The following is a 14,798-nucleotide window of genomic DNA, read 5'->3' as shown; positions in this document are numbered from 1 at the left end:
CGACATGGACATCAGAACACAATTTGACTGGTTCGGCTCTCTGCTGGCCCCGCTGTCCGACGAACAGACAGGCAAAGCACTGGGAGACAATGAACCCTCATGGGAGTTTATCGATGGCGAGATGATTAAATTCGGCTCGCTGTCACACGGTTCGCTGGATGTTGAAGAGATCCAGCGGCAGGCACTGCAACTTTTCAGCGAAACCAGTAAGGATTTCCGGCTGATGGTGCATCTGTTGCGTACCCTGCAACATGCCGGTCAGCCGGCTGAACTGCTTTTGGCGATGGAATTGCTGACGGAGTACGTAAAAAACTACTGGGAAAAAGCATGGCCGAATAAACCCATGTTGAAGCGTCGTCTCGCACAGCAGGTGATCAAGCGCTTTGATTCTGCTCAGGCGAGTTTTACCGAGAAATCCAGTAAGGGTCAGCGGGATGATGCGCAGGGAGTACTGGCTCACCTTGCACAGTGCTGGCATAGCAGTGAACCGGATCTCGCAAAAGAAATCGACCAACTGCGCACCCGTTATAACCGTCAGCCAGAAGCCGGAGCAGCACCTTCACAGCCTGCCGCTGCGGCAACACCTCAGACTCCGGCTGAACCGCAATCGTCTCAGGGAGCAACGCAGGAAAATACGGCAGCGCCGATGCCGGAAGTAGACGTTAACAGCTCCAGCGACAAGGCATGGAAACAGACTCTGATGACGGTGTCTGATCTGCTTTGTGAACGCTACCCGGAATCACCGGTCGGTTATTGTCTGCGCCGCCATGCCGTCTGGCACACCATCACCACAGCGCCGATGGCGGGGGCAACGGGCAAGACTCCGCTGGCACCCGCCTCAGCGGATCGCACGGCCGATTATCTGGCGAGGTTACCGACAGCAGATAACAAACTGCTGGTGCAAATCGAACAGAGTCTGGCACTTGCACCTTATTGGCTGGATGGGCATGCCATCGCTGCTCAGGCGGCAGCACAACTGGGCTACAAAAATGTTGCCCAGTCCATTCGCCACGAACTGAATGCGTTTCTGGAACGGTTGCCCGGATTAAAAACCTTAAACTTTTCCGACATGAGTCCGTTTATTTCTCCAGAGACTCTGGACTGGCTGGCACCTGAACCCTCTTCATCAACGGGAGGCGGTTCGGTTTCTGCTGATCAGGAAGCCATCTGGCAATGTTTCCAGCAACAGGGGCTGGAAGCTGCCCTGAAAATGCTGGAAGAGCACCAGCAGCAGCTCACGGAGCCTCGTGATCAATTTTATGGTCAGTTGCTCAATGCTCAACTGCTTGAAGAAGCGGGCATGACAGCACTGGCACAACAGCATTACCGGAACTTGCTACACACGGGACAACACATGTTACTGACCCAATGGGAACCCAGCCTGCTGACGCAGTTAGTTGAAAAGATAGGCGTTGAAAAAACAGGCGCTGAAAAAATCCCTTCGCTTGATAAGGATACTGCTTCAAACAGGAGCGTTAACCTATGAAATGGCCCTCTTTGTCATCAATTGCTCAATTAAAATCGGTGCTGCCGGCGGTGGGGAAATTTAAATCCATGCCGCGTTTTAAGGCCGCGATAGCACTCATTCTGGCGCTTATCCCCTGCGTGCTGCTTATCGCAGTCTGGTGGTGGGGGCCTGACCTGAAAATCCGTGAGGATTATCCGCTGGAAAGCCTTGCTGCCCGCTGGCTGGCGACAGCCCTCATCATTATGGGCGTGCTGGGCTGGATCGGTGTGAAAGCGTGGCGTCGTCTGCGCCAGCTTGAAAAACTGAACCTTGATGTTGAGTTAAAAGTGGTTGATCCGGTTCGTATGGATATTGAATATCAGGATCGTTACCTTGACCACTGGAAATCTCAGTTACAGCGTCATCTGGATTCTTACAACTATCTATACGAACGCCCGTGGTACATGGTGATCGGTAGCCAGATGAGCGGTAAAACCTCGCTGATCAAAGAAGGTTATAAGCTGTCTGAAATCGCTGCGCCGGAATATTTGCGTCAGGATGGGGATATCTCCCTGTTATTGCGTTGCTGGCTGGGCGAAAAAGCGGTCATCATCGACCCGAAAGGCCGCCTGATTGACCAGCCTGTTCCGCTGAACAGTGACAAACCGCAGATCAACAGTCGTCTGTGGGAAGCCCTGCTGAACTGGCTGTCAGAAAACCGCCAGCGCCAGCCGCTTAACGGGATCATTCTGACCGTGGATACCCTGCGTCTGATGACAGATAACCGCGAACAGCGTGAGCGTTACGTGCGGGAAATTCATCATCGTTTGCAGGAAATTCGTCTGACTTTCCACAGCCAGTTACCTATCTATCTGGTGATGACCAAGATTGACCTGTTGCACGGTTTTGAAGCGATGTATCAGTCACTGGATCGCAAACTGCGTGACCAAATTCTGGGTGTCACTTTCAGCCTCAACAATCGCGACGAAAAAGCGTGGCGCAGTGAGCTGGAACAGTTCTGGCAGCAGTGGATGAACAACCTGAACGGCGCTATGCCGGATATGATGCTGAATGGCGTTGACGCTAATCAGCGTAGCGCCCTGTTCAGTTTCACCCGCCAGATTCAGGGGCTGTACAGCTATATCGTACAGATGCTGGAAGACATTCTGTACAACGATGAAAACCACCGCCCAATGCTGCGCGGTGTGTACCTGACTTCCGCCCATCAGGTCGGGCAGATGGATGACATGTTCACTCAGTCGGCCTCGGCGCAGTATCACCTCGGTTCTCAGGCATTTCCGACATGGCCTGCGGGAGACACTCTGCCTTTCTTTACCCAGACCCTGTTCGAAGACGTGTTACTGGCGGAGCCGAATCTGGCGGCGGAAAACCGTATCTGGCTGAGCCGCAACCGTCGCCAGTTATACACCTTCTCCACCGTGAGTGCGCTGGTCGTACTGGCAATGTGGGGTGGCTGGCATTATTTCTACCAGAAAAACTACCGTGCCGGAGAAGAAGTACTGGCAGAGGCGAAAAAATTCCTCTCTGTACCGGCTCCGAAAGGGGATGACAATTACGGTAGCCTCCAGTTACCACTATTGAACCCGATCCGTGACGCAACACTGGCTTACGGTAACTACCATGAGAAAAAATCTTTCCTGACAGATATGGGGTTATATCAGGGCGGTCTGGTAGGGAAAAAAGTGGAAAACACTTACCTGAATCTGCTGGAGCAAAAATTCCTGCCATCCCTGATGCACGTACTGTTGGATGATCTGAATAAAGCCCCTGCCGGTAGTGAGGAAAAACTCGAAATCCTGCGTGTGATGCGCATGATGGAAGATAAAAGCAAACGTAATGCTGGACTGGTTGCGCAGTATATGCGTGAGCGCTGGAGTAAAGCCTTCTACGGTCAGCGTGATGTGCAGGATGCACTGCTGAGTCACCTGAATTACGCACTGGATCGTACCGACTGGAAAGAGAAACGTGATGCCGGTGATCAGGAAGCAATTGATAGTTTTGCACCGTTTGCGAAACCTATCCGGGAAGCACAGCTGGAGCTGAGTAAGCTCTCTGTCAAACAGCGTGTTTACCAAAACCTGCGTATCAAGGCTCAGGATACTCTGCCAGCACCAATCAACCTGCGTGACCAGATTGGCCCGAGTTTTGACAGTGTATTTGTCGCCAGTAACGAAAAACGATTGGTGGTTCCTCAGTTCCTGACCCGTCAGGGTCTGAAGGATTACTTTATTCAGCAGAGCGGCAAGCTGGTCGAACTGACCGGGATGGATAGCTGGGTACTGAACTTAGCGAAGAATAAAGGTCTGTACAAAGAATCTGAATCGGCACCACGTAAAGATAATTACAGTGAACCGGATCGGGAGCGTATCGAGCGGGAAATCACCGAGCTGTATCTGGCGGATTACACCGCAACATGGCGTGCCGCGATGAATAACCTCGAAATTCGTGATTTTGAGGATTTACCACAGGCTATCAATGCCATTGAACAGGTGATTAGTGGTGAGCAGCCGATCAAACGCGCGTTACAAATCCTGAGTGATAACACCAACCCTCCGATGCTCGATAGTTCATTGAGCAATACGGAAAGAAAAGCGTTGTTAGATAAGCAGGATTACACACTTCTGACTGACATCAGCCGTGGTTTTGCTCAGGAAACCGGTGTGTTGATCGAACATGGGGATAAAGGCAGTACGCTGCAAAGTGTCTACCAGAAACTGATGGCATTGCATCGTTATCTGCTGTCTATCCAAAACTCACCAACACCGGGTAAATCAGCACTTCAGGCTGTGCAGATGCGTCTGGATAAGAACAACAGCGATGCGATCTTTGAAGTGCAGCAGATGGCGAAAAACCTGCCTGAACCCCTGAATCGCTGGGTCGGCGAACTGGCGAATCAGGCGTGGCGTGTTGTCATGATGGAAGCTGTCCGCTCGCTGGAAGTGGAGTGGCAGGATACGGTCGTCAAACAGTACAACACCTATCTGGCAGGCCGCTATCCGTTCAATCCGAATGCTAAAGAAGAAGTACCATTAAGCGAGTTTGAGCGCTTCTTCCGCCCGGATGGCACGCTTGATGCCTTCTACAAACAGAGCCTGAAACCATTTGTGGAACACAAACTGACGATGGGTACTGACGGTCGTACGCTTATCCGTCCGGATGTGTTGAAACAGCTGGAAAATGCTAACCGTATCCGCGCCACTTTCTTCTCACCACAGAACGGGCTGGGCACACAGTTTGCCATTGAGCCAGTCAGCCTGACCGGTAATAAACGCCGCGCCTTGCTGAACCTTGATGGACAGCTGGTGGATTACACCCACGGTCGCAGCAATGTTGCACGTCTGATATGGCCGAACTCTATGCGCGCAGGCACGGAAAGCAAGCTGACCCTGATGCCGGACAGAAGTAATCAGGCTCCGCGCTCTATCAGCTATATGGGGCCGTGGGCACAGTTGCGGCTGATTAACAGCGGCAAGCTGACCAACATCCAATCCGGTTCTTTTGATGTGCGCTTCAGCGTGGATGGCGGCGAGATGACCTATCGCATCTACGTGGACGAATCAGACAACCCATTTGCCGGTGGGCTGTTCAGTCATTTCAAACTGCCGGACACCCTCTATTGAGGCGAAGGTGTGGGTGAGTTTTGAAAGTAAAACCTTCCCCTGCCTTCGGGCAGGGGTTTTTTTAAGGAGAAAAAACAGATATGAGCGGACACCCTGAAAACCTCATTATCCGGGCGGGAGGCAGCCCGCTGAACCTGCCGGAATTTGCCGTTATCCGTGATGAAATCAACAAAACCAGTCACCCATCACAACCTGAAGTCAATTGGATGCTGGTGGAATCCCTGTCATTGACCCTGTTCAAAACCAACGGCGTCGATTTACAGACCGCGATTTATTACACCTTAGCCCGAATGCATCTGAATGGTCTGGCTGGGTTTACTGAAGGCTGTGAACTGCTGGCAGGGGTTATCGTCAGTGAATGGGATGCTTTATGGCCACAACAGCCGCAGGTACGCACTGATTTGCTGGAATGGTTCCACACCCGGACGGGGAGTGTCCTGCGCCAGTTGGATTTTGCCGCCAATGATTTGCGGATGATTTACCGCGCTGAGCGGGCACTCCAGCTCATCATTGATCAGCTACAACAATCTGATTTGAAACGTTTACCGAGAGTGGAGAACCTGCTGTGGTTCTTCCAGAATGCAGCGAAAAAACTGGAAAAACCGCGTCAGGCTGCGAAACCGGCACAACAGCCGGTGAAAATGCCGCCGTTGGTTTATCTGTCTAAATCTGACTCTGAGCCGGAAACACCACCGCCTTCTCCACCACCACAGCCGCAACCCGAAATTGCACCGGAAGAAAGCCAGCAGCGGGTCAGGGTACAGTTTCCAGAACAGCCACAACGCGGGCTGACCGCATGGCAGGGCTTTGGAATTGGGGCATTTCTGGGGTTGTTGGTGCTGGTAGGGAGCTGGCTCTTATTCTATAAACCGCTGCAACAGCAACTGAACGCCATAACAGAACAGCCGGCGGGTTCACGACTGGCATGGTTGTCTCAGCCAACACTGGCAAACTACGCCGCCCAGCTTGATCGCTTGGCGGAAACACCTCCGCTGGCAACATGGGATGCTGCACGAACACTGACTGCAACAGCAGAAAAACAGTGGCCACAAGTAGCGGAACAAGTTAACGCGACTCGCAACTGGCAACAGCAGATGACCATCCGCATCGATAGCGTACCGTTAAAAGGCAGTTGGTACAGCACCCGCGATCAACTCCAACAATTAGCCGACAAAATTCTGTTGCAGGAACGCACGCGTGGCAGCTTCACCCTTTCTTACCTCAAAACCGCCATTTATGACATTCAGCGCAACCACGGCAGCGAAATTCCGCTGGAAGAATTGCTGCGACAGCTGAATGTGCATGCGGAAAAAGGCGAAGCTGTTTCTCCTGTGCTGATGAAAGAAATTGATGACCGTTTTAACGCGCTGCTCGGCCGTTATGACCGCCTGCGTCATGTAACTGAACAGCGTGACCGTGCCACCAAACATACAAACATGTAAGTGGCGAACAATCAGGGAGACATATTATGTCAATTAAGAAGAGCATAGCTAAATTGCAGAAAGGACAGGCCCTTGTGCAAAAGGGGCAACAGGCCGCTCAAATGGCCAAGCAAGCCGCGGGTATGTTGGGGGGGAGCGGACAAAGTAGTGGTCAGGCGCTTCCGCATACACAGGGAATTACAGGCGGACAGGGAACATCAGGTGGTCAGGGATTAGCGCAGCAGGCAGCAAGCGGTCATAACGCAGCGGCTAAAGCCTTGCAACAAGCCAGCGCATTATTGGGCGGCGGAGGCAGTAACCCCAGTGGCCTGCAATTTACGTTAACCGCCGGAGGCTTACCGCCGCAGACTTTTGTTGTCACCGATTTCGCACTGAATGAAAGTTTTTCTCAGCCATTCAATCTGAGTGTCGGGCTGGCGAGTGCCGATCCTGCCATCGACTTTCCGACAGTTTTGGATCGCACCGCCACGCTGACCATTTTGCAGGATGGTGTTGAACAGCGCAGTATCACAGGGATCGTTTCCCGCTTTGAGCAGGGTGATACCGGGTTGCACCAGACCACTTACCAGATGAGTATCCGCCCTGACTTGTGGCGCACGACCCTGAGACAGAACTCGCGTATTTTTCAGCAGTTAGATATTCAGACCATTATCACCACTATCCTGAAAGAACACGGTATCCGTGATGTCATATTCAGCCTGCGTCATCCTCACCCTGAGCGTGAATTCTGTGTTCAGTATCAGGAAAGTGACTTTAACTTCCTACAACGCTTAACCGCAGAAGAGGGAATTTTCTACTTCTTTGAATGCGGTAATGGCCGTAATACGCTGGTTTTTGCTGATGATGCCGGTTCTGTACCGCCGGGCATCGTCCTTCCTTATCAGCCCGGTGGCGTCAGCACTATTGGAGAACCTGCTATCAGCAGCCTGACATGCAGCGCACAGGTACGACCGGCACAGGTGCAACTGAAAGACTACACCTTCAAAAACCCGGCATGGCCCGCTGAATTCCGGGCAGAGATGAAGGAAGACACCTTACAGGAGATGTATTACGAGCATTACGACTATCCCGGTCGTTTTAAAGATGAAACCCACGGTGAAGCCTTCACCCGCTACCGCCTTGAAGCTCTACGCAACGATGCCGTGATGGGACAGGGCTGCGGTAACGCTATCGCCATCCAACCGGGCCGTTTATTCACTCTGTATAACCACCCGCGCCTTGATCTTAACCAACCGTGGCAGGTCGTGGGGGCGAGCCACTCAGGCAGCCAGCCGCAAGCACGGGAAACTGCAAGTGGTGATACGGGGACAACACTGCATAGCCACTTCCACTTTATCCGCCACAACCAGAGCTGGCGCCCGACTCCCTTACCGAAACCCGTGATTGACGGCCCTCAAATTGCCAAAGTCGTCGGCCCGGCAGGGGAAGAAATCTTCTGTGACCAATACGGCCGCATTCGCCTCCAGTTCCCGTGGGATCGTTACGGACGCAGCGACGATCAAAGCTCTTGCTGGATCAGGGTGACTCAACCGTGGGCAGGACAGGGCTGGGGAATGCTGGCGATACCACGCATCGGACAGGAAGTCGTCGTGGATTTCCTGCACGGCGACCCGGATCAGCCCATCGTCACCGGTCGTACCTATCATGCCAGCAATATCCCGCCGGGCGGCCTACCGGGCAGCAAAACCCAGATGGCATTCCGCTCCAAAACCCACAAAGGCGAAGGCTATAACGAACTGCTGTTTGAAGATGCAAAAGGCAGCGAGCTGCTTTCCATGCATGCGCAGAAGGATATGAGCACGCTGGTGAAAGACAACCAGAGCCTGGTGGTGGAAAAGGGCAATAGGACGCTGACGATTCAGAAAGGCCATGAAGCTAAAAGGGTGGAAGAAGGCAATCTGTCGGAAGAAATTTGCCAGACTCGCAGTACAGCAGCCAGTTCGGTTGTTGTTGTGACGGAGGGAGCGAAAGGGGAAGAGCCGGGTACTCAGTTTTATAAAGCGACCAATGCGATCACTCTGATGGTTGGGAGCAGTCAAATCCAGCTGGATACTGAAGGTATCGCGCTGGCCTTTAACAACAACACGATTTTGATGAATGCCGAAGGGGTGTTTATCAACGGCACGCTTATCACCTTGAATTAACGGCGGATTTATCCCGCTATTATCACTAATAAATAAAGAGAAAAAGGAAACTCCATGAACGCACAAGCTTACCCAATGAAAGAAGGCACCCTGATGATCCCAGCTGACTGGCGCGATGAGTCGATGCACGTGTTTGTCCTGCCAGACGAAAGCGGAGCGAATCTAGTGATTAACCGCACACCGGTGCCTGAGGGAGTCGATCACGCCAGTTTTTACGAAGAGACACTGAGTCAATTTGTCACTCACTTACCGGGGTATCAGGAGCAGGGACGTTCGCAAATGGAACTGAGCGGCGAGCTGGCATGGCGGTTGGATTATCATTGGCAAAGCCCGGAAGGAGAGATGCACCAGATCGTGGTGTTACAAATTCGGGGAGATCAATTATTGGCTTTTAATTTGACTTCCACGCAGCCATTTAACGAAAGTCGGCGTAATACTCTGCTGCAAGTGGTGAGCAGTTTTAACGCTGTCTGACAGGGGGTCAGCCATGGGATTATTGGAAGGAGCGGCTGTTCGAGCCGCTCGGATGGCGGCAGTTCGAGCTGGCACTGCATCAGCCAAGGGCGGCAATGGGCCGAAAGCGGCCCGGATCGGTGACCCAATCCAGCATAGTAGTTTTCTGGCGGCATTAGCGGGAGTCGTCGCCGGTGCCCTTATTGCGGCTGCGGTTATCGGGGCTGTTGGCCTTTTGTTAGGGCCGATCGGAGGTTTACTCGTCGGTGGCTATCTTGTTGCAAAAATGGCCGGAACTATCGCCAGTGCAAGCGCTGCTGTGACACGAATGTGCGATAGTGTCTGTTCTCCTGATGGGATGCTGATGTCGGGATCAGAAAACGTCAAAATCGAGGGAAAAGATGCGGCTCGTGCTGAAGTTGATAAATCAGGTTGCAGTAAACATCTCAAGGTATTGATTGCACAAGGTAGCGAAACTGTGTTTATCAACAGTCAGGCTGCCGCACGCGAGGGGGATAAATTGGTGTGCGGGGCGACCATAAAGGGCGGTGCAAGTACCGTTCTTATTGGCTCCGGGCAGGGCACTTACATAGACGTAGAAGAAGAGTTTTCGCCCTGGCAGAGAGCACTGCTGGTGGCGGTAGAGTTTATCGTGCCGCCCCAGCGGGGTCTGCTGAAAGCCGGCTTAAAGCTGATGACCAAAGGAGGACGAAAAGCGCTATTCAGGCTGGCAGTGAAAGAGGCCAAAAACACCGTCCGCGATGCGAAGGCGGTAGTGGCTGGTGCCAAACTTGCCGCGAAGAACGCGAAAGCGTGGGCACAAAAAGCGGCCAAAAACCCTAAATGGGCCGCTCAAAGTGCAGCAAAAGGGGCTAAAGCTGGAGCAAAAGTAGCAGCTAGTGCGGCAAAAAATCATGTAAAACAGGTGGCTGCAAACGCCAAAAATCGTGTCAAGCAGGCTGGAAACCGTATCAGTAATGCCGGACGCAGTATGAAAAACGGCTCAGCTAAGGTATTGAATGGCACAAAAAAAGGAGCCACTACAGCAGGAAAGTCAGTCAAAAATGACTTATCTGAACGCTATCATAGTGCGAGGCGCGGTTACAATGAGACACAGGGTGCAAAACGTTACCTAGAAGCCACCAAGCGTTTCTTCTGTAAAGACCCTATTGACGTAACAACCGGCATGCTGTTTGACCAGCGCATTGATCTCGAATTAGGGCAAACCATTCCACTCACTTTTATGCGCAGTTGGTCGCCGGGTGAACGAGGGTTATTGGGTGAAAACTGGACTGACACTTTTTCTGGTAGCGCAATAGTTAATGGTGATCAGATAACCATACGTACCACTGAAGGCGCATGCCTTTACTTTGTTCTGATGCCTCATGAACAGCGTAGCCGAAATCCAGAGCATCCCGCCTTCATGCTGAGTCGTGAGGGAACAGGGTTTTGTTTGCAGGAGCGTAACAATCCGGTCAGCCAGCACTTTACTGTACCAGTGCCGACCGAAGACGGTGGGATTCAATGGCAACTGGGTGCCTTGAAAGATGTATACGGTAACCAGATCCAATTCCACTATAGTAACGAGAATCGTTTGGTCAGCGTCACTCACAGTGATGGCCCTGAGCTGATGTTGCTGTACCGTGAAGACGGCCAGCTGGAAGAGATACGCCGCAGTGATAACGAACAGGATGAAGTAATGGTACGCTATGGCTACCATGATAACGGTTGGTTGGCAGATGCTGACAGTACTCAACATTTTCATCTGTTCTATGAATACAATGATCAGGGGCTTATCAGTCGTTGGTCGGACGGTGACCAAACCGCAGTCGAATATCAGTATGATACGCAGGGGCGTTGTATTTATACCGTGGGCAGCGGCGGTTACTATCCGGGACGATTTGAATATGAGCCGGGGATCACCCGGGTTATTGACCCGGACGGGTATGTTACTACCTGGCACTACAATGCAGAACAATTGGTTACTAAGGAAATAACCCCATGTGGCCACATCACCCGTTATGAATACGATAATTGGGGGAACTTAACGCGTAAGATCCTGCCGGAAGGCCAAACTTTTACGTTGGAGTATCTGGCGGACACTGGGCTGGTGACGGTATTCACCGATGCAATGGGGGATATGTGGGAATATGACTATGATGAGCAGGATCGACTGGTGCAAGTCATGGCTCCATCTGGCCAGAAATGGATGCAACACTACGATGACCAAGGTCAACCCACGCGCTTTGTTGCACCGGACGGTAGTGAAACGACACTGACTCGTAATGAATTTGGGCTAGTAACTGCCATTGAAGACAGTGATGGACGCAAACGTACTCAGGAATACGATGCCAATCACAGGTTGACGGCCTTGTTCGACGAGGAGAACCGCAACCTGACACTGGGATATGACCGTCAGGACAGGTTGCAGCACCTCAAAACAGGCGGTGGAGCACAGTGGAGTTGGGAATATGATCGTCACCACCGCATATCCCTGAGCCATCGCCCCAACAATAGCCGAGAGCGATTACGCCATGATCGCCACGGTAATCTAACGACATGGACGGATGCACGTGGGGTTGCGTGGAGTTTGGAATACGGCCCCTTTGACCTGCCTGTGGCACGGGTAGATGGTGAAGGTCATCGATGGGAATATCGCTACGACAAAAATAGCCTACAATTGATTGAAGTGATTAATCCTCTGGGTGAACGCTACCGTTATACATTAGATGCAGATGGGCGGGTGATAACAGAGACTGATTACTCAGATACCCAGTGGCATTACGCTTATGATGGTAACGGCAACTGTACCGAGAAGCGCGACGCCTTAGGGCAAATTACCCGCTATCGATATGATGATAATGGTAAACTGACGGAGATGGAAACACCGGAAGGTACTACAACATGGTGCTATGATCCGATGGGAAGGCTACTGGAAGTAGCTGCACTGGGTACCATCCCTCTGCGCTTTGAATATGACGAGCAGGGACGACTCGTGAAGGAATATCAGGCGTACGGGCAAATCAGTCATGAGTATCCAGATGCCTTTACTCATCAGCGCATTGTGCTGGTACAGGACGGGCAGGAATGGCAGACTGAGATGGGGGTCAACAAAGCCGGAGAACTGAAACGGCTTAGGATAAGTGGCGATCATCGCCTGAACATTGAACGGGATGTGGAGGCGAATGAATGCCGCCGCTCCTCGAACAAAGGTTTTATCCTGCACCAAGAACATACCCTGATGGGGCAGTTGACCACACAACGTGCTGGGCGTAATACCGAATTCTTTGAAGCCCATGAGGTGGCAGATATCCCCCAGCCAACGCTAGCTGGGTTGGACAGGGAATATCGCTATGATGCCGCACTGAATCTGGTGGCAGCGAATGATGAACGGGAATGTTTACGTTATGTTGTCAACGGCAATGGACAAGTAACCTCCGTCAGTGAAGGCGAACGGCTGCGAGAGCATTATCAATATGATGCCTCTGGTTATCCTGCGCGCCGTTTTGACGGCTTGCATGACATTGACGGAGAACGGCTGTACCAGAAAGGCCACCGGTTACGCCAGCTCGGGCAACATCTGTTTGAGTATGATGATGCGGGGCGGATGACCGCGATGCAGCTGTGGCAGGAAGGCCACCGTGCCCAGCTCACCAAGTTCCGCTGGAACAGCCAGAACCAGTTGATTGGGGTGCAGACGCCGGGCGGCCAGCAGTGGGATTATCGCTATGACGCGTTCGGGCGGCGTATCGAGAAGGTGTGCGAGCGGTCAGGCCAGCGCACCACCTATCTGTGGGATGGCGATGTGCCGGCGGAAATCCGCGAGTACCGGCACAACCGGCTGTACAGCATCCGCCATCTGGTGTTCGACGGCTGGCAACTGGTAGCTCAACAGGTGCAGTTTTTTAGCCTGAACCCGGAAAATCGGCATGAACTTATCGCCGGAAAAATTCAGACACAGTACGCGGTCTGTGCCCCGACGGGCGAACCGCTGGCGTTGTTTGATGAAGCGGGGCACCGGGTCTGGCGGCAACCGCCGCAAAGCCTGTACGGGCTGCGTCTGGGGGTGTTGGGTGAAAATGCGGAACTGAATCCGGGCCTCAAGTTCGCCGGTCAGTGGCTGGATGAGGAGAGCGGACTGGTCTACAACCGGTTCCGGTATTACTCGCCGGTGGCAGGGCAGTATCTGACACCCGACCCTATCGGTTTAGCCGGAGGGGAGAATCCGTATGCTTACGTTGGAAATCCGACGATTTGGTTCGATCCACTAGGGCTGGCTGGATGTTGGACGGCTAAAAATGTCGTTGGAAGAAAAGTTTATCAAAATAATCAGTTATTTGATCCTAATCGTGTAGACAACCTTGGGAGAACAAATATTAAACGAATGCAGGAAGGGATCGCTCCTGTAGGCAAAGATGGTTATGAAATAAACCTTCATCACGTCACTCAAGATGAACCCGGTCCAATGGCTGAAATTTTGAGTAGTACTCATAGTAAGTATGATCGTAAGTTACATATGTTCTCTAATCAGTGGGATAAAACGTGGGTTGGCCCTGATGGTGTAAGGCGTAGATATAATAGTGCACCACCATCAATGAACAGGCGCCCATTTAACCGCTGGAAGAAAAAATATTGGAAAGCAAGAGCGCTGGACTTTTTAATTCCTTAAGAGGAAGGAAGCGATGAGTTATATAGAGTTAATTGAAAAAGAAATGATGGCAAGCGGGGAAGAAATTCTTTCTAGTGGCGGTGTTGATATCGATACCATTAGGGAATTTGAGTCATTACTTGGTGTTACTTTTCCTGAATCATACAAAGCTTTTTTAAAAAAATATGGAATGCTTTCTTTCGGTGGAGATGATTATTATGGGATCACTAAAAAAGGTATCAATGAAAATCAAGTTCCCTGTGTTTTATTTGCAACAATGGGAGCGAGAAATTTAGGCGATATTGATTCAAGAATGATTAAAATAAAATCATCAGGATATGGTCCCTCTTATTCTATTGATACCAATACCATAGGAAAGACAGGAGAGGCTGTTGTTGTCGAAACTGAATTATCTTTCAAAAGAGATGGTGTCAAAAATATCATTGCAGATAGCTATGCTGAGTTTCTTTTAACAGAAATAAGAGAAGCTATAGAGGATTTATAATCGCTATTTATATTAATAAGCAACAAGCCAGAAAAATCTGGCTTGTTTTTTGAAATAAAATCTTTTATCCCGCCCGATAATCCCCAATCAGTTCCCGCATCCGCAGCTTAATCTCACTGAGCTGGTTTTGCTGGCGTTGGTACTGTTGCTTCATGGTGCGGGTGTCGTCGCTGTCAGGAATAAGCACCAGACAGCCATCCATAATTTTAACAGTCAGTGTGCCACCAATCTCAAATCCGGCCTGCTTAAGCCATCGCCCTTTAAGGTGTATCGCAGGCGGGGCACTGGTTTTGTCATTTTGCGGCACGTATCCCACGGTGTAATAACGTTCTGTTCTGGCGGCTTTATTTACCGCACGGTTTTGCTTAGAATGCACCTTAGCCATCATTCAACTCCTTGTTAGTTGCTTGTGGTGAGCGGCGTTGGCAGGTTGCCCCCTGCCATCACCGCGTTATCTCTTCGCTTATTCTTTACTGCTCTCAATCACGGTATCTAACATCTCAGAAACAAACTTCTGT

The 14,798-nt window shown here is 51.4% G+C and carries 8 protein-coding genes; 7 read left to right on the top strand and 1 reads right to left on the bottom strand.

Annotation, left to right across the window (positions count from 1 at the left end):
* The first annotated feature begins 4 nt into the window (after positions 1 to 4).
* The 7 genes from tssA to AAC855_RS12595 all read left to right on the top strand — a co-directional run bounded on the left by tssA (position 5) and on the right by AAC855_RS12595 (position 14,280).
* Positions 5 to 1,486 carry a type VI secretion system protein TssA gene (gene tssA / locus AAC855_RS12625; RefSeq protein ID WP_340610032.1) on the top strand — a complete coding sequence of 494 codons (1,482 nt, stop codon included), beginning with the start codon at positions 5 to 7 and terminating at the stop codon, positions 1,484 to 1,486.
* On the top strand, positions 1,483 to 5,088 hold the full coding sequence (tssM, locus tag AAC855_RS12620) for a type VI secretion system membrane subunit TssM (protein ID WP_422824383.1): 3,606 nt from the start codon (positions 1,483 to 1,485) through the stop codon (positions 5,086 to 5,088). Before tssA ends, tssM begins: the two co-directional genes overlap by 4 nt.
* Positions 5,089 to 5,168: 80 nt before the next feature.
* Positions 5,169 to 6,530, top strand: coding sequence for a VasL domain-containing protein (locus AAC855_RS12615; protein WP_340610031.1), 1,362 nt, complete (start codon positions 5,169 to 5,171; stop codon positions 6,528 to 6,530).
* A gap of 26 nt (positions 6,531 to 6,556) precedes the next feature.
* Positions 6,557 to 8,674 (top strand): type VI secretion system Vgr family protein, encoded by a 2,118-nt coding sequence (locus AAC855_RS12610; protein WP_340610029.1) that lies wholly within the window; start codon positions 6,557 to 6,559, stop codon positions 8,672 to 8,674.
* A 54-nt stretch (positions 8,675 to 8,728) separates the two neighbouring features.
* Positions 8,729 to 9,148, top strand: coding sequence for a DUF1795 domain-containing protein (locus tag AAC855_RS12605; RefSeq protein ID WP_099120298.1), 420 nt, complete (start codon positions 8,729 to 8,731; stop codon positions 9,146 to 9,148).
* 13 nt (positions 9,149 to 9,161) lie between these two features.
* Positions 9,162 to 13,796 (top strand): RHS repeat-associated core domain-containing protein, encoded by a 4,635-nt coding sequence (locus AAC855_RS12600; RefSeq protein ID WP_340610026.1) that lies wholly within the window; start codon positions 9,162 to 9,164, stop codon positions 13,794 to 13,796.
* A 13-nt stretch (positions 13,797 to 13,809) separates the two neighbouring features.
* Positions 13,810 to 14,280: an SMI1/KNR4 family protein gene (locus AAC855_RS12595; protein ID WP_340610024.1), complete on the top strand. Its 471-nt coding sequence runs from the start codon at positions 13,810 to 13,812 to the stop codon at positions 14,278 to 14,280.
* A 64-nt stretch (positions 14,281 to 14,344) separates the two neighbouring features.
* On the opposite strand, the gene AAC855_RS12590 is transcribed toward AAC855_RS12595, so the two are convergent.
* Complete coding sequence (locus AAC855_RS12590) at positions 14,345 to 14,665, bottom strand: SymE family type I addiction module toxin (protein WP_340610193.1); 321 nt, start codon at positions 14,663 to 14,665, stop codon at positions 14,345 to 14,347.
* Positions 14,666 to 14,798 lie beyond the last annotated feature (133 nt).

The sequence above is a fragment of the Xenorhabdus bharatensis genome (genome assembly GCF_037996705.1).
Taxonomy (GTDB): domain Bacteria; phylum Pseudomonadota; class Gammaproteobacteria; order Enterobacterales; family Enterobacteriaceae; genus Xenorhabdus; species Xenorhabdus bharatensis.
This window is presented reverse-complemented; position numbering and strand designations above follow the sequence as displayed.

Bases quoted from the DNA above. Each gene is read 5' to 3' on its own strand.
- AAC855_RS12590 (WP_340610193.1), bottom strand. From the start codon at position 14,665: ATGGCTAAGGTGCATTCTAAGCAAAACCGTGCGGTAAATAAAGCCGCC.
- AAC855_RS12600 (WP_340610026.1), top strand. From the start codon at position 9,162: ATGGGATTATTGGAAGGAGCGGCTGTTCGAGCCGCTCGGATGGCGGCA.
- AAC855_RS12595 (WP_340610024.1), top strand. From the start codon at position 13,810: ATGAGTTATATAGAGTTAATTGAAAAAGAAATGATGGCAAGCGGGGAA.
- AAC855_RS12605 (WP_099120298.1), top strand. From the start codon at position 8,729: ATGAACGCACAAGCTTACCCAATGAAAGAAGGCACCCTGATGATCCCA.
- tssA (WP_340610032.1), top strand. From the start codon at position 5: ATGGACATCAGAACACAATTTGACTGGTTCGGCTCTCTGCTGGCCCCG.
- AAC855_RS12610 (WP_340610029.1), top strand. From the start codon at position 6,557: ATGTCAATTAAGAAGAGCATAGCTAAATTGCAGAAAGGACAGGCCCTT.
- AAC855_RS12615 (WP_340610031.1), top strand. From the start codon at position 5,169: ATGAGCGGACACCCTGAAAACCTCATTATCCGGGCGGGAGGCAGCCCG.
- tssM (WP_422824383.1), top strand. From the start codon at position 1,483: ATGAAATGGCCCTCTTTGTCATCAATTGCTCAATTAAAATCGGTGCTG.